Source organism: Pseudomonas brassicacearum, assembly GCF_003732265.1.
Taxonomy (GTDB): domain Bacteria; phylum Pseudomonadota; class Gammaproteobacteria; order Pseudomonadales; family Pseudomonadaceae; genus Aquipseudomonas; species Aquipseudomonas brassicacearum_D.
In genome coordinates, this window is the sequence record NZ_MOBK01000006.1 from 220992 (window position 1) to 237722 (window position 16731).

The window sequence follows — 16731 nt, forward strand, 5'->3', positions numbered from 1 at the left end:
GTAGTTCTCATTCCGCTTCCGCTCGCTCAGGAGATGACCGTGAAAGAAATCACCCAACTGGCCGCTGAACTGGGCAGACGCTTGCAGGTGCTCAATGCCCACGTCACGGCCGCCGAATCCTGCACGGGCGGGGGGATTAGCGAGGCGATCACCCGTATTCCGGGGAGTTCGGCGTGGTTCGAGGCTGGATATGTCACCTACTCCAACCGGCAGAAAACCCAGCAATTGAACGTGCCGCTCGAGTTGTTTACGACGGTGGGGGCGGTCAGTCGCGAGGTGGTCGAGGCAATGGTCCGCGGCGCCCAGGAACAGAGCCGGGCGCATTTTGCCGTGGCGGTCAGCGGTGTGGCGGGGCCGGATGGCGGCTCTGCGAGCAAGCCGGTGGGCACAGTCTGGCTGGCTTGGGGCGTCGGTGAGCAGGTGTTCAGCGAGGTGCAGCACTTCCCTGGCAACCGCGACGAAGTCCGCCGACAAACGGTGAAGGCCGCGCTAGAGGGGTTGCTGCGACATGCCGCCACAGAAATCTCAAATCAGGGGTAGGCGATCCTGAATCGCTGTGGAATAATACTGGCTACTTATACAGGTGTTGGCCGTCAGGCCTTATTGATTACGTGAGGACTTTAATGGACGACAACAAGAAGAAAGCCTTGGCTGCGGCCCTGGGTCAGATCGAACGTCAATTCGGCAAGGGTGCCGTAATGCGTATGGGCGATCAGGACCGTCAGGCGATCCCGGCTATTTCCACTGGCTCTCTGGGTCTGGACATCGCGCTCGGCATTGGCGGCCTGCCAAAAGGCCGAATCGTTGAAATCTACGGTCCTGAATCCTCCGGTAAAACCACACTGACACTGTCCGTGATCGCCCAGGCTCAAAAAGCCGGCGCGACCTGCGCATTCGTCGATGCCGAACACGCCCTTGATCCTGAGTACGCCGGCAAACTGGGCGTCAACGTCGACGACCTGCTGGTTTCCCAGCCGGACACCGGCGAGCAGGCCCTGGAAATCACCGACATGCTGGTGCGTTCCAATGCCGTTGACGTGATCATCGTCGACTCCGTGGCCGCTCTGGTGCCAAAGGCAGAAATCGAAGGCGAAATGGGCGACATGCACGTCGGCCTGCAAGCCCGTCTGATGTCCCAGGCGCTGCGCAAAATCACCGGTAACATCAAGAACGCCAACTGCCTGGTGATCTTCATCAACCAGATCCGTATGAAAATCGGCGTGATGTTCGGCAGCCCGGAAACCACCACTGGTGGTAACGCGCTGAAGTTCTACGCGTCGGTTCGTCTGGACATCCGTCGTACTGGCGCGGTGAAAGAAGGTGATGAAGTCGTCGGCAGTGAAACCCGCGTCAAAGTCGTGAAGAACAAAGTGGCTTCGCCGTTCCGTCAGGCCGAGTTCCAGATCCTTTACGGCAAGGGCATCTACCTCAATGGCGAGATGATCGACCTGGGCGTGCTGCACGGTTTCGTCGAGAAGTCCGGTGCCTGGTATGCCTATGAAGGTACCAAGATCGGTCAGGGTAAGGCCAACTCGGCCAAGTTCCTGGCAGACAATCCGGAAATCGCCGCGAAGCTCGAGAAGCAGCTGCGTGACAAACTGCTGACCCCGGCACCGGACGTCAAAGCATCGCCAGTCAAAGAGACGGCTGATGACCTGGCTGACGCTGATATCTGATTGATCCGATGACTGCCGTACTCGATACACTCGTCGCGGTGCGGCGAACTGCAATGGACCTGCTCGCGCGACGCGAGCACGGTCGAGTCGAGCTGACGCGTAAACTGCGTCAGCGCGGCGCCCTCCCTGAGATGATCGACACAGCACTCGACCGCTTGACGCAAGAGGGCCTGTTGTCCGAATCCCGTTACCTCGAAAGCTTTGTTTCCTATCGTGCCCGTTCCGGTTACGGCCCTTTGCGTATTCGCGAGGAGCTTGGCCAGCGCGGCCTGCAACGTGCCGATATCGAACTCGCGTTGCGCGAGAGCGGTATCAACTGGCAGGAGCAACTGGAGGATACTTGGCGGCGTAAATTTTCCGGGCATCTGCCAATAGACGCCAGGGAGCGCGCCAAGCAGGGGCGCTTCCTGAGTTATCGGGGATACTCCATGGAGATGATCAGCCGCTTGTTCAGTGGCCGGGGAATGGATGATTGATAAAAAATGGCCCGCTATTTCGATGGCGGGCCATTTTTTTTGCCTCACGTTACCTTGGAGGGTTTGCGCGTGCGCTGCTGCGTTTGGGGGTTGGACTGTGCCCAGTTTCCCGGCAGGTTGATATAGTCCACCAGTTCACGCAGGCGACCATGATTACGCGCGTTGAAGTTGAAGGCCAGTCGCGCCAGGTGGCTGAACTGCGCTTCATCGTGCTCTTCGCCGCTGTAGGCGTGCTGATGGAAGCGATCGCTCAGGCACAGATCGGCAAATGCCTCCTGCATGTGATCGAGCGCTTGCTCACTGAGCGTGTGGTTCATGCGAATCACAAACTGATGCTTGAGCCAGCGGCTGGAGTGGAAGTTGCTGTAGAACTGGTTGATCTGTTCCACCGCTTCTTCAGCACTGTAGACCAGGCTCACAAGCTTCATGTCGGTCGGCAGGATGTAGCGATTTTCCTCCAATTGATGGTGGATGAAGTCCAGCGCACCTTGCCAGAACTTGCCGCCCGGCGCGTCCAGTAATACCACCGGCACCAATGGGCTTTTGCCGGTCTGAATCAGTGTCAGTACTTCCAGCGCCTCATCCAGGGTGCCGAAACCGCCTGGGCACAGGACCAGCGCATCCGCTTCCTTGACGAAGAACAGCTTGCGGGTGAAAAAGAAGTGGAAGGGCAACAGGTTGGCGGTGCCATGCACGGTGGGGTTGGCATGTTGCTCGAAGGGCAGGGTGATGTTGAAGCCCAGGCTGTGATCCCTGCCGGCCCCTTCGTGCGCCGCCGCCATGATGCCGCCACCAGCGCCAGTGATGACCATCAGATCCGAGCGCGCCAGCGCCGCGCCCAGTTCTCGGGCCAGACCATACAGCGGGTGTTCGATCGGTGTTCGGGCCGAGCCAAACACGGTGACTTTACGCCGGCCGCGGAACTGCTCGAGTACACGGAAGGCGTGCTCCAGTTCGCGCAGGGCTTGAAGGGTGATCTTGGCATTCCAGCGGTTGTGATCTTCCTGGGCCATGCGCAGCACGGTCAGGATCATGTCGCGGTAGATGGGGATGTTGGGGCTGTTGGGTGAAACCAGGTTGAGTTGTTCTTCGACCTTGCTGGTGAGGTCGTGGCCGCTTTCTTCAAAATGACGGCTTAGCAGGTCATTCGGTTGGTAAGGCATCAATTTCTCCTTCCATACAGGCTGTGTTTTCCCTTGAAGCAGGAAACATTCGCACAATTGGTACAACAAGACGCGTCGCGGGCGGCCCCTTTCCAGCCCGGAAAAGTGAAGGTGAACACTATGAATCTAGACCCTCGCAGAGATTTGCGCTGGCTTGATCATTGCGCCGCAAAGTCTTTCCTGGCAACCGCTTATTGACGATTTGCAAGGTGATTTCACCGCTCGTCTGAACGCACGCCGAGTGTCTGGCGCTCTGATTTACTAAGCTACAGGTGCGACACGACAACTTTGCGTCGAAGGCAGGACGCGCGGTTCAAAGAGTTGAAGGATTTTTCGCTCAAGCAGGGCGAGGAGCAGGGAGGCGGGATGTTATGGCCAGAGTGATTCTGGAGATCGATACGCAGCTGTATCGATTGCTCAAGTCATCAGCCGAGACTCATCATTTGAGTCTCGAAGAGGAGTGCTGCCGACGCCTGGAGGGAACCGAGCGACGGTCACATTACTTGCAGGCATTGCTGGCAGAACTGCGCGCCGAGGATGAACAGCGGCGCGCCAAATCCGGGTGATTACTTTTTCTTGGCTGGAGCCGCTTTCGGGCAGTCCGATTCCTGATAGCTGGCGGAGCCGATCGCCTTGTTGGTTTTCACTTCCGTGAAGTCGTAACGCATGATCGCGCCCTTGGCCATCAGCTTGCGGTACGACGGGTTGTTGCAAACCGAGGCGCCCAACTGGAAATACACGGCTTTAGGGTCCGCACGCATCTTGTCGGCGTGGCTCTTTTGCACGCTCAGGTGGTTGATCAGTTGCTTGCCGTCGACGGTGTAACCCTGATCGAGAATGTCTTCGTTGATTGCCCGTGGCGTGCCGACGCTGCTTTGGGCTGCGACGTTTTGCAGTTCTCTGTTGAGATTCTGCTCACTCAAGGACGCAGCCTGAGCGCTGAAGGACGACGCCAGCAGAATGGCAGCGGTGGGAACGATAAGGCGCAGCATGAAACTCTCCTGGTTCAGTGACTGGTGCTTCGACCCGTCACATGACTGTGCGTTCAGTGGCGGCGAATTATAGGGGACACGCTCCGGACGGTACAGGCTTGCGCCGGCTGCTCTGATAAACTGGCGGCACTTTTTGCCCAGCCGAGTGCTTTTCGTGTCGATTTCCTCCTTCTGCCGGCGCTGCCTGCGATGAACCCTGCCATTTCGCCCTTTGCTGCCAACGCCGTGGCCCGCTTGCGCGATTCTCGAGAAGAAGAGGGGATCAAGCCGATTCAGGCCCGAGGCTGGAGGGCGCCGCGTTGCCGTTCCTGCCGTGTCATCGAGAGTCATTGTCTGTGCGCCTGGCGCCCGCAAGTCGAGGCGCGTTCCGGCGTGTGCCTGATCATGACCAACAAGGAAGTATTCAAACCGAGCAACACCGGTTGGCTGATTGCCGACGTGGTACGCGACAACCATGCGTTTATCTGGTCGCGCACCGAGGTTGATGAACAATTGTTGGCGCTGCTGGCCGACCCGCAGTGGCAGCCGTATCTGGTGTTTCCGGGTGAATACGTCGAGCCTGAACGTGTCACCAATACGGTCGACACGGACAGTTCGAAGCGTCCGCTGTTTATTCTGCTGGACGCCACCTGGACAGAAGCCCGGAAGATTTTCCGCAAGAGCCCTTATTTTGATCGCTTGCCGATCCTGAGCCTGCTGCCCGAGAAACTGTCTCGATACCGATTGCGCAGGTCGACCCGCAGCGAGCATTTGTGCACCGCCGAAGTGGCTGCACTGTGTCTCGATCTGGCGGGGGATAGCGCCGCGGCATCGGCGCTGGACGCTTATTTCGACGTGTTCAGCCAGCATTATCTGGACGCGAAACGTCAGCTGGACATGAACGTCGCCACGCCCGCTCATGCCGAACTGATGCCCTTCGTGCAAAGCTCGGCCCCAGCCATCTGCTGATTGTCGCCCATACTGCAAAGAACTGTACTGCCCATGCACCTTGACCACCCAGTCTTCGCTGGGCATGCTTGGCGCCGATTGGGGCGCGGCCAGGTTTGATACGCCGTTTTTAGCTGTTATTGGCGTTGAACGTGCCCCGTTGGTGCAGCTCCGTGGCTGTGCCTTGAGTCGTTTGAAAAACAGGATCATTTGAAAAATGGCCACATACGAAATCCTGATTGCCGATGATCACCCGCTGTTTCGTAGCGCGCTGCATCAGGCCTTGACCCTGGGCCTGGGCCCGGATGTTCGTCTGGTGGAAGTGGCGAGCATTGCCGAACTGGAAGCCCGCCTGGATGAAAAATCCGATTGGGATCTGGTGCTGCTGGACTTGAACATGCCCGGTGCCTACGGTTTTTCCGGGCTCGTGCTGTTGCGCGGTCAGTACCCGCAAATTCCGGTGGTGATGGTGTCCGCGCAGGAAGAAGCGTCGATCATGGTCAAGTCCCGTGAGTTCGGCGCCAGTGGGTTCATTCCAAAATCCAGCGACCTGAGCGTGATCCAGAAAGCGGTGCGTGCCGTGCTGGACGGCGACGTATTCTGGCCGCCGCAAGCATTTGAATCGGTCAGCGTTTCCGATGAAGCAAAGGCCGCCAGCGAGGGCCTCGCGAGCCTGACACCCCAGCAATTCCGGGTGTTGACCATGGTCTGCGAAGGCTTGCTGAACAAACAGATTGCTTACGAGCTGAGTGTCTCCGAAGCAACGATCAAAGCCCATGTCACGGCGATTTTCCGCAAGCTGAATGTGCGGACCCGGACCCAGGCTGCGTTGCTCTTGCAACAACTTGAGTCAATTTCGAGCCACTAAACGGCTACATGTTCACGCTATTTTGACTTTGCTTGATCTAGCGTTCCCATTCCTATCTGGTCAGTTGCCCACTCTATGTCACCTTTCAAAGGCCAAACCGGCCTCAAGCGTATCCTCAATGCCTCCGGTTATTCGCTGGATGGCCTGCGCGCAGCCTTCACCGGCGAAGCGGCCTTTCGCCAACTGGTGTTGCTCAACGTCATCCTGATTCCGCTGTCGTTCTTCTTGAACGTCAGCCGTGTCGAGCAGGCGCTGTTAATCGCTGTCTGCCTGTTGGCGCTGATCGTCGAGTTGCTGAATTCGGCGGTGGAAGCGGCCATCGACCGCATTTCCCTGGAATTGCACCCGCTGTCCAAGAACGCCAAGGACATGGGCAGCGCTGCTCAATTCGTGGCGCTGAGCATGATCGCGCTGGTCTGGGCGGTGATTCTGCTTTAAGCGATGTTCGGCAGAACGATCTCGTCGCTGCGCTGAACCCCTGCGGTGAAAGCGCGGCACAGATCGAGGAACTCGCGCATCGCCGACGTCTGATATTTCTGTTTGTGCCAGATGAAGTAGAACTGCCGCGCCAGGTCCAGATCCGGTGTCTCCACCGGCACCAGGCTGCCACGGCGGAACGCATCGCGCAGTGCCAGCCGTGAAATACACCCAATCCCCAATCCTGACTCCACCGCGCGCTTGATCGCTTCGGTGTGTTCCAGTTCGAGGCGGATATTCAGCGAGCTGCGATGGTGACGCATGGCCTGGTCGAAGGTCAGCCGCGTGCCAGAGCCTTGCTCGCGTAATATCCACGCCTCGTGACTAAGCTCTTCCATGGTCGCGATGCCGCGTTTGGCCAATGGATGCTGCGGTGCGCAGAACACCACCAGCTCATCCTCGACCCAGCTCTGCACTTCGATGTCCGGATGGCTGCAGTCGCCTTCAATTAGACCCAGATCAATTTCGTAGTGGGCGACTTGTTGCACGATATTGGCAGTGTTCTGTACGTGCAGCTTCACCTGGCTTTCCGGGTGACGCTGCATAAAGCTGCCGATCAGCAGGGTGGCCAGGTAATTGCCGATGGTCAGGGTCGCGCCGACCGCCAATGAGCCGAAACCGGACTTGCCGTTGAGCAGGTCTTCGATTTCCTTGGACTGATCGAGCAGGGCCACGGCTTGGGGCAGCAGCTGTTTGCCGAGGGCGTTAAGGCTCAGCCGTTTGCCGGCGCGGTCGAACAGCTGGCAGCTGGACTGGCGCTCCAGTTCGGTGATCGAGGTGCTCGCCGCCGATTGCGAAAGGTTGAGCAGGCCTGCAGCACGGGATACGCTTTCCTGCTGGGCGACGGCGACGAATACTTGAAGTTGACGGAGAGTAAATCGCATATCGATATAACCGATAACCCTTATCTTAATAATCCATTTAACAGATATTGTCTCTGCCTTTAGAATGCGATGCAATTGCGCACATCATCGGCGCAGGCAAAATCTCCAGGAGTCCCACGTACATGAGCAACATGAACCACGAGCGTGTCCTCAGTGTTCATCACTGGAACGACACTCTGTTCAGCTTCAAGTGCACCCGCGATCCGGGCCTGCGCTTCGAGAACGGTCAGTTCGTGATGATCGGCCTGCAACAGCCCAACGGCCGCCCGCTTATGCGCGCTTACTCGATTGCCAGCCCGAACTGGGAAGAGCATCTCGAGTTCTTCAGCATCAAAGTGCCTGATGGCCCGCTGACTTCCCAGTTGCAGCATCTGAAGGAAGGCGACGAGATCATCATCAGCAAGAAGCCTACCGGTACCCTGGTGCTGGATGACTTGAAGCCTGGCAAACATTTGTACCTGCTCAGCACCGGTACCGGTCTGGCGCCGTTCATGAGCGTCATCCAGGACCCGGAAACCTACGAGCGTTTCGAAAAAGTGATCCTGTGCCACGGCGTACGTTACGTCAACGAAGTCGCTTACCGCGAGTTCATCACCGAGCACCTGCCGCAGAACGAGTTCTTCGGCGATGCCCTGCGTGACAAGTTGATCTACTACCCGACTGTGACCCGCGAGCCGTTCGAGAACGAAGGTCGCCTGACCGACCTGATGCGCAGCGGCAAGCTGTTCAGCGACATCGGTCTGCCACCGATCAACCCGCAGGACGACCGCGCCATGCTGTGCGGCAGCCCGAGCATGCTCGACGAGACCAGCGAAGTGCTGAACAGCTTCGGCCTGAAAGTGTCGCCGCGGATGCGCGAGCCGGGTGATTACCTGATCGAGCGAGCGTTCGTCGAGAAGTAAACAAACGCTCTGCTTCCCTGTGGGAGCGAGCCTGCTCGCGAAAGCGGTGTGACAGTCAACTTAATGTGGACTGACACGGCCCCTTCGCGAGCAGGCTCGCTCCCACAGTTGTTTCTGGTGCTCAGGTATTCGCGGGGATGACTTCGAGAACGCGGATAACCCCGGCCTCGGGATAATGCCAACGCACATCCAAGTCCCAGAACTGCGCGCCATATTCGCGCTCGGGCGTAGGAATCTGGTACGCCGGGCGTGGGTCTTGTGCCAGACATTGCTCGATCAACGCCACCAGCGGCTCTTCAAGGCGCTGAGCATGGCCATGAGCCTGTTGCAGCGCGGTATCCGTCCACTGCACGGGAATCAGCTGCGGCGCGGCGCTGGCGATGCTGTTGGAGGCGCTGTCGATGATGTCGGCATAAGGCACGTAGGGTTTGATGTCGAGAATCGGCGTGCCGTCCAGCAAGTCGATACCGGATATCCACAGGCGATTGGCTTCGACCTTGTCCAGCTTGACCACGGATTGACCGATGCCGTTGGGCCGGTGCGTGGCGCGGGTGGCAAATACGCCCATGGATTTGTTGCCGCCCAGGCGCGGCGGGCGGACTTTCAAGCGCGGTTTTTCTTCCAGGGCCTGATGGAACAGGAACAGCAGCCAGACGTGACTGACCTGTTCCAGGCCTTGCACTGCATCACCTTGATCGAACGGCGCAACCAATTCCAGAACACCGCGAGCGGCCGGGGCCAGTTGCGGCTGGCGCGGGATGGCGAATTTCTCCTTGAAGCAGGAGCGCACGAAGCCGATGGGAGAAACGCTGTAGGTCATGGTCTGGGGTCGAGGCGGGGGCAGGGTGGGCATGATAACCCGAGCGGTCAAAGGATCGGTGGTGCCTGTCAGTCCGCCATCGCGGGCAAGCTACGCTCCCACGGTTTGAAATGCATTCCCCTGTGGGAGCGTGGCTTGCCCGCGATGGCCGCGCCGCCGATCTAAAGACTAAACCCACCATCCAAAGGAATAACATTCCCGGTCATATACGCCCCCGCCGTACTCGCCAGACTGATCGCCAGCGCCGCCATCTCTTCCTCCCGGCCCCAACGCTTCATCGGTATCAGCGCCGTATCCTGCGCCAGCGCCTGTTCATCATTGCCAATGTGCTGGGTCATCTTGCTCGGGAAACGCCCCGGCGCAATCACGTTGACGTTGATGTGCTGGCTCACCAGCTCTCGCGCCAGAATCCGCGACAATTGGTGCAGGGCCGCTTTACTCGGCCCGTAGGCATACGCCTGCTCACCAAAGGACGAAATCCCGGCCACCGAGCCGATGTTGATGATCCGCGCCGGATTGGCTCCGGAGCCGGCTTTGCGCAACAGCGGCAAAAACTGCTGAATGCAGTTGAATACCGACGTCACGTTGAGCTGCATGACCTTTTCCCAGCCTTTGACCGGATAGCTTTCGAGCGGAGCGCCCCAGGTGGTGCCGGCGTTGTTCACCAGAATATCCAGATGGGTGATCTGCTCGCCCAGGCGCGTGGCCAGTTGAAGCACGCCTTCTTCGGTGGCCAGGTTGGCCGCTAGACCCTGGCAGCGTCCGAATGCGCTCAACTCGTCTGCCGTTTGCCGGCAGGCTTCAGCATCCCGGGCGCAGACGTACACAGTGGCGCCGGCTTCGACATAAGCCTTGGCGATCATTTTGCCGATACCACGGGTGCCGCCGGTCACGAGTGCGGTGCGGCCTTGCAGGGAAAAGTACGGGTGCATGGCAAATCCTGAGCGCTGAGGGTTAATACACCCTAGTCGTCAGCCGCCGTCAGCGGAGCCACTATTTTTGCGAGGAATGGGGGGCCATACAGCCTGGCCTTGAGCCGCTGGGTGCGACTCAAGGCTGGCAGGCGCTTACTGCGGGCGAACGCGCAGGGTCAGGCCTTTGAGGAAGTTGCGCAGCAACTGGTCGCCACAGGTGCGGTAGTTGGTGTGGCCGAACTTGCGGAACAGCGCGCTCAGCTCCGGCTTGGACACCGGGAACTCGGCAGCCTTGAGGATCGCGTGCATGTCGTCTTCTTTCAATTCGAAGGCCACGCGCAGCTTCTTCAGGATGATGTTGTTGGTCACCGGGACTTCGATCGGCTGCGGCGGACGGCTTTCGTCCTTGCCGCGCTTGAAGATCACCAGGCCATCGAGGAAGTGCGCCATGACTTCATCCGGGCAGCGGACGAAACCTTCTTCGTCTTCTTCTTTCTTGTCGAGGTACGTCAGCAGGTCTTCCATGGACACGTCCATGCCGCCGAGCTTGATGATCTCGATGACTTTCTTGTCGCTGATGTCCAGCATGTAGCGAACGCTGCGCAATACGTCGTTATGAATCATGGTGTGCAATCCTGATATTCAGCAGTGGGCGCCGCAGCAAACAGCGGCGCCGGAATGTGTGGCGGCGGGAGAAGCCTTAGAACTTCTCTTTGCCGGACAGGTAGCGCCATTGTCCCAGCGGCACTTTGCCGATGGACACGCCGCCGATGCGGATACGGCGGATGGCGACGACCTTCAGGCCGACGGCCTGGCAAAACAGGGCGATCACGCCCGGTTGCGGGTTCTTCATCGCAAAGCGCAGGCGGTTTTCGTTCTGCCAGCTGGCTTTGACCGGTGGCAGTTCCTTGCCCTTGTACGTCAGGCCGTGGTTCAGGCGGTTGAGGCCGTGAGCCACCATGTCGCCTTCAACCTCGACCACATACTCTTGCTCGATCTTGCTGGCATCGGCCGCGAGTTTGCGCAGAATCTTCCAGTCCTGGGTGAACACCAGCAAACCGCTGGCGTTGGCCTGCAGGTCGGTGCTGGCGGTCAGGCGCAGGAAATGGCCCTTGAGCGGACGTTTGCTGAAGCGGTGTTCTTTGCTCAGGGTCTCGGCGCTCAGGGTGGCCATGGCGGTGTCCGCGTCCATGCCCACGGGCACGTTCAAGAGGATAGTCACCGGCTCTGGCGCAGTGGCCTTGGCTTCGGGATCGAGTTCGACTTTTTGCGTGCCGACCTTGAATTGCGGCTCGTCGATGACTTCACCGTCCACGGTCACCCAGCCGCCCTCGATGAACAGCTCAGCCTCCCGACGGGAACAGCCGACGAGTTCGATGAGGCGTTTGGAGAGACGAATCGGGTCAGTCATGACAGGGCCGTAACAAAAAAGGGGTGGGCATTGTACCTGCCTGGCGCCGGTTAATCCCGGCTCCATTTGCGAGGTTCGGCTTTTTGTGGGAGCGGGCTTGCTCGCGAAAGCGGTTTTTCAGTCAGCATTGATGTTGAAACTGATGGCCCTTTCGCGAGCAAGCCCGCTCCCACACTTGTTCTGGGTTGTGTCAGCCATGCCGCGAATTCTGCTGATTTTGGCGCAAACGCATGTGCAACAGCGGATAAGGCTGCCCCATGCCGTCGAACTCGGAACGGCCAATCACTTCGAAGCCTTGTTTGAAGTAAAACCCCAGCGCTTGCGGGTTCTGTTCGTTGACGTCCAGTTCGTCGGCATTCATGTGCTCCATGGCATAGCGTAGCAACTGTTTGCCCAGGCCCTGGCCGCGGTGGGCCGGATCGATGAAGAGCATTTCGATCTTGCCGGCCGCCACCCCGGCGAACCCGGTGATGCGCTGGCGCGGGTCTTTGGTGCAAATCAGCATCACCGCATCGAGGTAGCGCGTCAGCACCAGGTCCTTGAGCAACAGGATGTAACTGTTCGGCAGAAAATCGTGGGTGGCGCGCACCGAGTCTTCCCAGACTCGGGTGAGTTCTTCGTAATCACTGTGTTTCGGGGTGTGGATGACCGAATGATGGCGCATGGCCGGATGCCCTATATGCAGTGGAGTGTGCGAGTCCTTTCTCACACAAAACGATAGACGTAAAAAAGCCCCGCATCTCGTCAAGAGAGCGGGGCTTTTCGTATTTTTTGCGTTTAGATCTGTTCAGCCCACAGGTCGTATTCGTCGGCGTCGGTCACTTTGCACCAGACTTTGTCGCCCGGCTTCAAGTTGCTGCCGTTGTCGATGAACACGTTACCGTCGATTTCCGGGGCGTCGAAGAAGCAACGGCCAACCGCGCCTTGCTCGTCGACTTCGTCCACCAACACTTCGATTTCACGGCCGATGCGCAGTTGCAGACGCGCCGAGCTGATCGCTTGCTGGTGCGCCATGAAGCGGTCCCAACGGTCTTGCTTGACGTCGTCCGGCACGATGGCCGCGTCCAACAGGTTGGCCGGGGCGCCTTCGACGGGCGAGTACTGGAAGCAGCCGACGCGATCGAGTTGCGCTTCGGTCAGCCAGTCCAGCAGGTACTGGAAGTCTTCTTCGGTTTCGCCAGGGAAGCCGACGATGAAGGTCGAACGGATGATCAGGTCCGGGCAGATCACGCGCCAGTTCTTGATGCGCGCCAGGGTCTTGTCTTCGAAGGCCGGGCGTTTCATGGCTTTCAGGACTTTCGGGCTGGCGTGCTGGAACGGGATGTCCAGGTACGGCAGGATCTTGCCGGCGGCCATCAACGGGATCAGCTCGTCGACGTGCGGGTACGGGTAAACGTAGTGCAGGCGAACCCAGACGCCGAGGGAGCTGAGGGCTTCGCAGAGTTCGGTCATGCGGGTTTTCACCGGCGCGCCGTTCCAGAAACCGGTGCGGTATTTCACATCGACGCCGTAAGCGCTGGTGTCTTGCGAAATCACCAACAGCTCTTTGACGCCGGCCTTGACCAGGCGCTGGGCTTCGTCGAGCACGTCACCGACCGGACGGCTGACCAGTTTGCCGCGCATCGAGGGGATGATGCAGAAGCTGCAGCTGTGGTTGCAGCCTTCGGAAATCTTCAGGTAGGCGTAGTGGCGCGGGGTCAGCTTGATGCCTTGCGGCGGCACCAGGTCGATCAGCGGGTTGTGATCCTGACGCGGCGGCACGGCGTCGTGCACAGCATTGACCACTTGCTCGTACTGCTGCGGACCGGTCACGGCCAGAACGCTCGGGTGCACCTTGCGAATGTTGCCTTCTTCGACGCCCATGCAGCCGGTCACGATGACCTTGCCGTTTTCCTTGATGGCTTCGCCGATCACTTCCAGCGACTCAGCCTTGGCCGAGTCGATGAAACCGCAGGTGTTGACCACCACGACGTCGGCGTCCTCGTAAGTGGACACAACGTCATAGCCTTCCATGCGCAGCTGGGTAAGGATGCGCTCGGAGTCGACCAGTGCTTTGGGGCAACCCAGGGATACGAAGCCAACCTTTGGATTGGCCGGCGCAGGAGTGGTGGACATGTCTAACCTCGGTATTTGTGACGCCTCCAGCCGAGTCGGCAAGGCGACAAACGGGCGCTTTTCTGCGCCTCTGATCAAAAAGTGCGCAATTCTAGCGATCAGTCGTTCACTTGACCAGCTTTATGCAGGGAAATACGACGAGTGCTGCGCTATGCTTCGCGCCGTTAGGCTTTACCAAATATTTACAGTCAACATATCGTCTGTAACCTGAAGTAAAACAGCGCATGCTGCGTGGCAAAGCATAGTGCTTCTTCCAAAGAAGTCCGTTCTGGGTAGTAGGAGTGGTGGATGGGTCAGGCAAGTAGTCAGGCAGCGAGCGCCGGGCATTCGGCGGCGAAGCCGATCGGCATGCTGGTGGCGGCGGTCGGGGTGGTTTACGGCGATATCGGCACAAGCCCGTTGTACACCCTCAAAGAAGTGTTTTCCGGCGGCTACGGCGTGCCGGTCAACCATGACGGCGTGCTGGGAATACTGGCGCTGATCTTCTGGTCGCTGGTCTGGGTCGTCTCGATCAAGTACATGATGTTCGTGCTGCGCGCCGACAACCAGGGCGAGGGGGGGATCATGGCCCTGACGGCGTTGGCCAGACGGGCGGCGTCGGGGTATCCCAAGTTGCGAGCGTTGCTGGTGGTCTGCGGACTGATCGGTGCGGCGCTGTTCTACGGCGACAGCATGATCACCCCGGCGATTTCCGTCCTCTCGGCGATTGAAGGTCTCGGGCTGGCGTTCGATGGCATCGATCACTGGGTGGTCCCGCTGTCGTTGGTCGTGCTGGTGGCGCTGTTCCTGATCCAGAGCCACGGTACGGCGCGAATCGGCATTCTGTTCGGGCCGATCATGGTCACCTGGTTTGTGGTGCTGGGGGCGCTGGGCGTCTACGGGATCATGCAGCACCCAGAGGTGTTGCAAGCGCTGAACCCGGTCTGGGGCGTGCGTTTCTTCACCCAGCACCCGGGCATGGGCGTGGCGATCCTCGGCGCGGTCGTGCTGGCATTGACCGGCGCCGAAGCGCTGTACGCCGACATGGGCCACTTCGGCCGCAAGCCGATTGCCCGCGCCTGGTTCATCCTCGTGCTGCCGGCGCTGGTGCTGAACTACTTCGGCCAAGGCGCGCTGCTGCTGGGTGATCCGGAAGCCGCTCGTAACCCGTTCTACCTGTTGGCACCAAGCTGGGCGTTGATTCCGTTGGTCGGGCTGTCGACCCTGGCCACGGTGATTGCCTCGCAAGCGGTCATTTCCGGTGCGTTCTCCCTGACTCGTCAGGCGATTCAGCTCGGTTACATTCCACGTATGCACATTCAGCACACCTCCAGCGCCGAACAAGGCCAGATCTACATTGGCGCGGTGAACTGGGCGCTGATGGTCGGCGTGATTCTTCTGGTGTTGGGTTTCGAATCCTCCGGCGCGCTGGCCTCGGCCTATGGTGTGGCGGTGACTGGCACCATGCTGATGACCACTATCCTGGTGTCGGCGGTGATATTGCTGCTGTGGAAATGGCCACCGCTTCTTGCTGTGCCAGTGTTAATCGGCTTCCTGCTGGTGGACGGCCTGTACTTCGCCGCCAACGTGCCGAAGATCGTCCAGGGCGGCGCCTTCCCGGTGATCGCCGGTATCGCGCTGTTCGTGCTGATGACCACCTGGAAACGCGGCAAGCAACTGCTGGTCGAGCGTATGGACGAAGGTGGCCTGCCCCTGCCGATTTTCATCAGCAGTATCGCGGTGCAACCGCCGCATCGCGTGCAGGGCACCGCCGTGTTCCTGACCGCACGCCCTGACGCGGTACCGCACGCGCTGTTGCACAACCTGCTGCATAACCAGGTGTTGCACGAGCAAGTGGTGCTGCTGACCGTGGTCTACGAAGACATCCCGCGCGTACCGCCGACCCGCCGCTTCGAAGTCGATGCCTACGGTGAAGGGTTCTTCCGGGTGATCCTGCACTTCGGCTTCGTCGACGAACCTGACGTACCGCAAGCGCTGAAACTGTGTCATCTCGATGACCTGGACTTCAGCCCGATGCGCACCACCTACTTCCTCAGCCGCGAGACGGTGATAGCCTCCAAGCTGGAAGGCATGGCCCGTTGGCGAGAAGGGTTGTTTGCGTTCATGTTGAAGAATGCCAATGGCAATTTGCGCTTCTTTAATCTGCCGTTGAACCGGGTGATTGAGCTGGGTACTCAGGTAGAAATGTAAGCCCCAACAAAAAGCCCCCGTTGCCGTGAAGGTGGCGGGGGCTTTTTTGTGTCCGAACACATAACTTGAAGACGACGGAGACTCAATGTGGGAGCGGGCTTGCTCGCGAAGGCGGTGTGTCAGTCACTGTATGTATTGACTGAGATACCGCCTTCGCGAGCAAGCCCGCTCCCACATTGGATTTGCGGTGTTATTTGCTTTGGGGCAGTTCTTCTTCGGACTCGGTTTTTGTCCGGGCTGGCCGCGGGGTCAGGACCTTCAGCACATCATCAATCACTGCCTTACCCATCGCCGTCAGGTAATGCGCGGCCCAGGCATGGCGGTCGGTGTCTCTTGCGTAGGCAGCATCCTCGGCGAATGATTTGCCAAGGAATAGCAGGTCAGAGGCTTGTGACAAGGCATCAACGATGGGGACGCCGGCGCGGACGTTGAATAGCGCTTGATCCGAGCAGTAGATGAGGGGGGTGAAGCCGATGGTTTTTAAATCTGAAATCGCGGACGGATCTGTTTTGCTCATTGTTTCGCTCCTTAAAACGAGGAGCTGCCACGTTCGTTACCACACGAATGGGTGGCAGCTGTACGCAGGGTGGTAAACCGGAAGAGCAAAGGAACCGGCAGACCCGAAGGTCTCCCACGCACAGCCGCCATGACACTGGATTACAGGCGAAAACGCATGAAATCGTGTTGGGAACGCTGTTGCACTTTGCTTTGCCGGGTTACCACACCCGATCACTGCATCTGCAGCGACGTCCCCAGACTATCCCGTCAAAGAAAAGCGCAACAAGGCGGCAAAGTGCCCAAACGCGAGATTCGGAGTTTGCCTACAAGGTCTGCGGGCGTCATCTGATATTGCGACATCAGAAGTAAACGAAACTAAACACGGCGGGAGCGTTTACACGTCCTTCGGCTCACTTTT

General features: G+C 59.0%; 19 protein-coding genes. 9 read left to right on the forward strand and 10 right to left on the reverse strand.

The features are described from left to right. The first annotated feature begins 39 nt into the window (after nucleotides 1-39). From BK660_RS13675 to recX, 3 genes are all read left to right on the forward strand, one after another. Entirely contained in the window at nucleotides 40-540 is a 501-nt protein-coding gene (locus BK660_RS13675) for a CinA family protein (protein WP_123434607.1), read from the forward strand. A gap of 83 nt (nucleotides 541-623) precedes the next feature. Next, entirely contained in the window at nucleotides 624-1676 is a 1053-nt protein-coding gene (gene recA, locus BK660_RS13680; protein ID WP_007907270.1) for a recombinase RecA, read from the forward strand. A gap of 8 nt (nucleotides 1677-1684) precedes the next feature. After that, nucleotides 1685-2152, forward strand: coding sequence for a recombination regulator RecX (gene recX, locus BK660_RS13685; RefSeq protein ID WP_123433721.1), 468 nt, complete (start codon nucleotides 1685-1687; stop codon nucleotides 2150-2152). A gap of 44 nt (nucleotides 2153-2196) precedes the next feature. Here recX and BK660_RS13690 read toward each other — a convergent pair whose 3' ends face one another. Next, the gene (locus BK660_RS13690; RefSeq protein WP_123433722.1) at nucleotides 2197-3315 is read right to left on the reverse strand and encodes an LOG family protein; all 1119 of its coding nucleotides are present in this window, start codon (nucleotides 3313-3315) and stop codon (nucleotides 2197-2199) included. Nucleotides 3316-3686: 371 nt separating this feature from the next. Here BK660_RS13690 and BK660_RS13695 point away from each other — a divergent pair, with 371 nt between their 5' ends. Then, on the forward strand, nucleotides 3687-3881 hold the full coding sequence (locus BK660_RS13695; RefSeq protein ID WP_123433723.1) for a hypothetical protein: 195 nt from the start codon (nucleotides 3687-3689) through the stop codon (nucleotides 3879-3881). Here BK660_RS13695 and BK660_RS13700 read toward each other — a convergent pair whose 3' ends face one another. Further along, nucleotides 3882-4307, reverse strand: coding sequence for a PA3611 family quorum-sensing-regulated virulence factor (locus tag BK660_RS13700; RefSeq protein WP_123433724.1), 426 nt, complete (start codon nucleotides 4305-4307; stop codon nucleotides 3882-3884). Nucleotides 4308-4496: 189 nt separating this feature from the next. Here BK660_RS13700 and BK660_RS13705 point away from each other — a divergent pair, with 189 nt between their 5' ends. From BK660_RS13705 to BK660_RS13715, 3 genes are all read left to right on the forward strand, one after another. Further along, the gene (locus tag BK660_RS13705) at nucleotides 4497-5255 is read left to right on the forward strand and encodes a tRNA-uridine aminocarboxypropyltransferase (RefSeq protein ID WP_123433725.1); all 759 of its coding nucleotides are present in this window, start codon (nucleotides 4497-4499) and stop codon (nucleotides 5253-5255) included. A 196-nt stretch (nucleotides 5256-5451) separates the two neighbouring features. Next, the gene (gene erdR / locus BK660_RS13710) at nucleotides 5452-6102 is read left to right on the forward strand and encodes a response regulator transcription factor ErdR (RefSeq protein ID WP_123433726.1); all 651 of its coding nucleotides are present in this window, start codon (nucleotides 5452-5454) and stop codon (nucleotides 6100-6102) included. Nucleotides 6103-6177: 75 nt separating this feature from the next. Next, the gene (locus BK660_RS13715) at nucleotides 6178-6540 is read left to right on the forward strand and encodes a diacylglycerol kinase (protein ID WP_008010143.1); all 363 of its coding nucleotides are present in this window, start codon (nucleotides 6178-6180) and stop codon (nucleotides 6538-6540) included. On the opposite strand, the gene BK660_RS13720 is transcribed toward BK660_RS13715, so the two are convergent. Continuing rightward, nucleotides 6537-7463, reverse strand: coding sequence for a LysR family transcriptional regulator (locus BK660_RS13720; RefSeq protein WP_027925011.1), 927 nt, complete (start codon nucleotides 7461-7463; stop codon nucleotides 6537-6539). The two genes, BK660_RS13715 and BK660_RS13720, sit on opposite strands and share 4 nt — an antisense overlap. 122 nt (nucleotides 7464-7585) lie before the next feature. Here BK660_RS13720 and fpr point away from each other — a divergent pair, with 122 nt between their 5' ends. Beyond that, nucleotides 7586-8365, forward strand: a complete 780-nt coding sequence (gene fpr / locus BK660_RS13725; RefSeq protein ID WP_008054100.1) for a ferredoxin-NADP reductase — start codon at nucleotides 7586-7588, stop codon at nucleotides 8363-8365. A 121-nt stretch (nucleotides 8366-8486) separates the two neighbouring features. Here fpr and tsaA read toward each other — a convergent pair whose 3' ends face one another. The 6 genes from tsaA to rimO form a co-directional block, all read right to left on the reverse strand. Next, the gene (gene tsaA, locus BK660_RS13730; RefSeq protein WP_123433727.1) at nucleotides 8487-9185 is read right to left on the reverse strand and encodes a tRNA (N6-threonylcarbamoyladenosine(37)-N6)-methyltransferase TrmO; all 699 of its coding nucleotides are present in this window, start codon (nucleotides 9183-9185) and stop codon (nucleotides 8487-8489) included. Nucleotides 9186-9346: 161 nt separating this feature from the next. Beyond that, nucleotides 9347-10117 carry an SDR family oxidoreductase gene (locus tag BK660_RS13735; protein ID WP_123433728.1) on the reverse strand — a complete coding sequence of 257 codons (771 nt, stop codon included), beginning with the start codon at nucleotides 10115-10117 and terminating at the stop codon, nucleotides 9347-9349. 135 nt (nucleotides 10118-10252) lie between these two features. Next, complete coding sequence (locus BK660_RS13740) at nucleotides 10253-10723, reverse strand: YehS family protein (protein WP_008010137.1); 471 nt, start codon at nucleotides 10721-10723, stop codon at nucleotides 10253-10255. 76 nt (nucleotides 10724-10799) lie between these two features. Next, complete coding sequence (locus BK660_RS13745) at nucleotides 10800-11510, reverse strand: rRNA pseudouridine synthase (RefSeq protein WP_123433729.1); 711 nt, start codon at nucleotides 11508-11510, stop codon at nucleotides 10800-10802. Nucleotides 11511-11700: 190 nt separating this feature from the next. Continuing rightward, nucleotides 11701-12174 carry a GNAT family N-acetyltransferase gene (locus BK660_RS13755; protein ID WP_123433731.1) on the reverse strand — a complete coding sequence of 158 codons (474 nt, stop codon included), beginning with the start codon at nucleotides 12172-12174 and terminating at the stop codon, nucleotides 11701-11703. Nucleotides 12175-12287: 113 nt separating this feature from the next. Then, on the reverse strand, nucleotides 12288-13625 hold the full coding sequence (gene rimO / locus BK660_RS13760) for a 30S ribosomal protein S12 methylthiotransferase RimO (RefSeq protein ID WP_123433732.1): 1338 nt from the start codon (nucleotides 13623-13625) through the stop codon (nucleotides 12288-12290). 288 nt (nucleotides 13626-13913) lie between these two features. Here rimO and BK660_RS13770 point away from each other — a divergent pair, with 288 nt between their 5' ends. After that, the gene (locus BK660_RS13770) at nucleotides 13914-15815 is read left to right on the forward strand and encodes a potassium transporter Kup (protein WP_123433733.1); all 1902 of its coding nucleotides are present in this window, start codon (nucleotides 13914-13916) and stop codon (nucleotides 15813-15815) included. Nucleotides 15816-16005: 190 nt separating this feature from the next. On the opposite strand, the gene BK660_RS13775 is transcribed toward BK660_RS13770, so the two are convergent. After that, the gene (locus tag BK660_RS13775; RefSeq protein ID WP_123433734.1) at nucleotides 16006-16332 is read right to left on the reverse strand and encodes a DUF3077 domain-containing protein; all 327 of its coding nucleotides are present in this window, start codon (nucleotides 16330-16332) and stop codon (nucleotides 16006-16008) included. Nucleotides 16333-16731: the final 399 nt, after the last annotated feature.

Bases quoted from the DNA above. Each gene is read 5' to 3' on its own strand.
- tsaA (WP_123433727.1), bottom strand. From the start codon at position 9,185: ATGACCTACAGCGTTTCTCCCATCGGCTTCGTGCGCTCCTGCTTCAAG.
- BK660_RS13690 (WP_123433722.1), bottom strand. From the start codon at position 3,315: ATGCCTTACCAACCGAATGACCTGCTAAGCCGTCATTTTGAAGAAAGC.
- BK660_RS13700 (WP_123433724.1), bottom strand. From the start codon at position 4,307: ATGCTGCGCCTTATCGTTCCCACCGCTGCCATTCTGCTGGCGTCGTCC.
- BK660_RS13755 (WP_123433731.1), bottom strand. From the start codon at position 12,174: ATGCGCCATCATTCGGTCATCCACACCCCGAAACACAGTGATTACGAA.
- BK660_RS13745 (WP_123433729.1), bottom strand. From the start codon at position 11,510: ATGACTGACCCGATTCGTCTCTCCAAACGCCTCATCGAACTCGTCGGC.
- fpr (WP_008054100.1), top strand. From the start codon at position 7,586: ATGAGCAACATGAACCACGAGCGTGTCCTCAGTGTTCATCACTGGAAC.
- recA (WP_007907270.1), top strand. From the start codon at position 624: ATGGACGACAACAAGAAGAAAGCCTTGGCTGCGGCCCTGGGTCAGATC.
- BK660_RS13775 (WP_123433734.1), bottom strand. From the start codon at position 16,332: ATGAGCAAAACAGATCCGTCCGCGATTTCAGATTTAAAAACCATCGGC.
- BK660_RS13770 (WP_123433733.1), top strand. From the start codon at position 13,914: ATGGGTCAGGCAAGTAGTCAGGCAGCGAGCGCCGGGCATTCGGCGGCG.
- recX (WP_123433721.1), top strand. From the start codon at position 1,685: ATGACTGCCGTACTCGATACACTCGTCGCGGTGCGGCGAACTGCAATG.
- rimO (WP_123433732.1), bottom strand. From the start codon at position 13,625: ATGTCCACCACTCCTGCGCCGGCCAATCCAAAGGTTGGCTTCGTATCC.
- BK660_RS13735 (WP_123433728.1), bottom strand. From the start codon at position 10,117: ATGCACCCGTACTTTTCCCTGCAAGGCCGCACCGCACTCGTGACCGGC.
- BK660_RS13705 (WP_123433725.1), top strand. From the start codon at position 4,497: ATGAACCCTGCCATTTCGCCCTTTGCTGCCAACGCCGTGGCCCGCTTG.
- BK660_RS13740 (WP_008010137.1), bottom strand. From the start codon at position 10,723: ATGATTCATAACGACGTATTGCGCAGCGTTCGCTACATGCTGGACATC.
- BK660_RS13720 (WP_027925011.1), bottom strand. From the start codon at position 7,463: ATGCGATTTACTCTCCGTCAACTTCAAGTATTCGTCGCCGTCGCCCAG.
- BK660_RS13715 (WP_008010143.1), top strand. From the start codon at position 6,178: ATGTCACCTTTCAAAGGCCAAACCGGCCTCAAGCGTATCCTCAATGCC.
- BK660_RS13695 (WP_123433723.1), top strand. From the start codon at position 3,687: ATGGCCAGAGTGATTCTGGAGATCGATACGCAGCTGTATCGATTGCTC.
- erdR (WP_123433726.1), top strand. From the start codon at position 5,452: ATGGCCACATACGAAATCCTGATTGCCGATGATCACCCGCTGTTTCGT.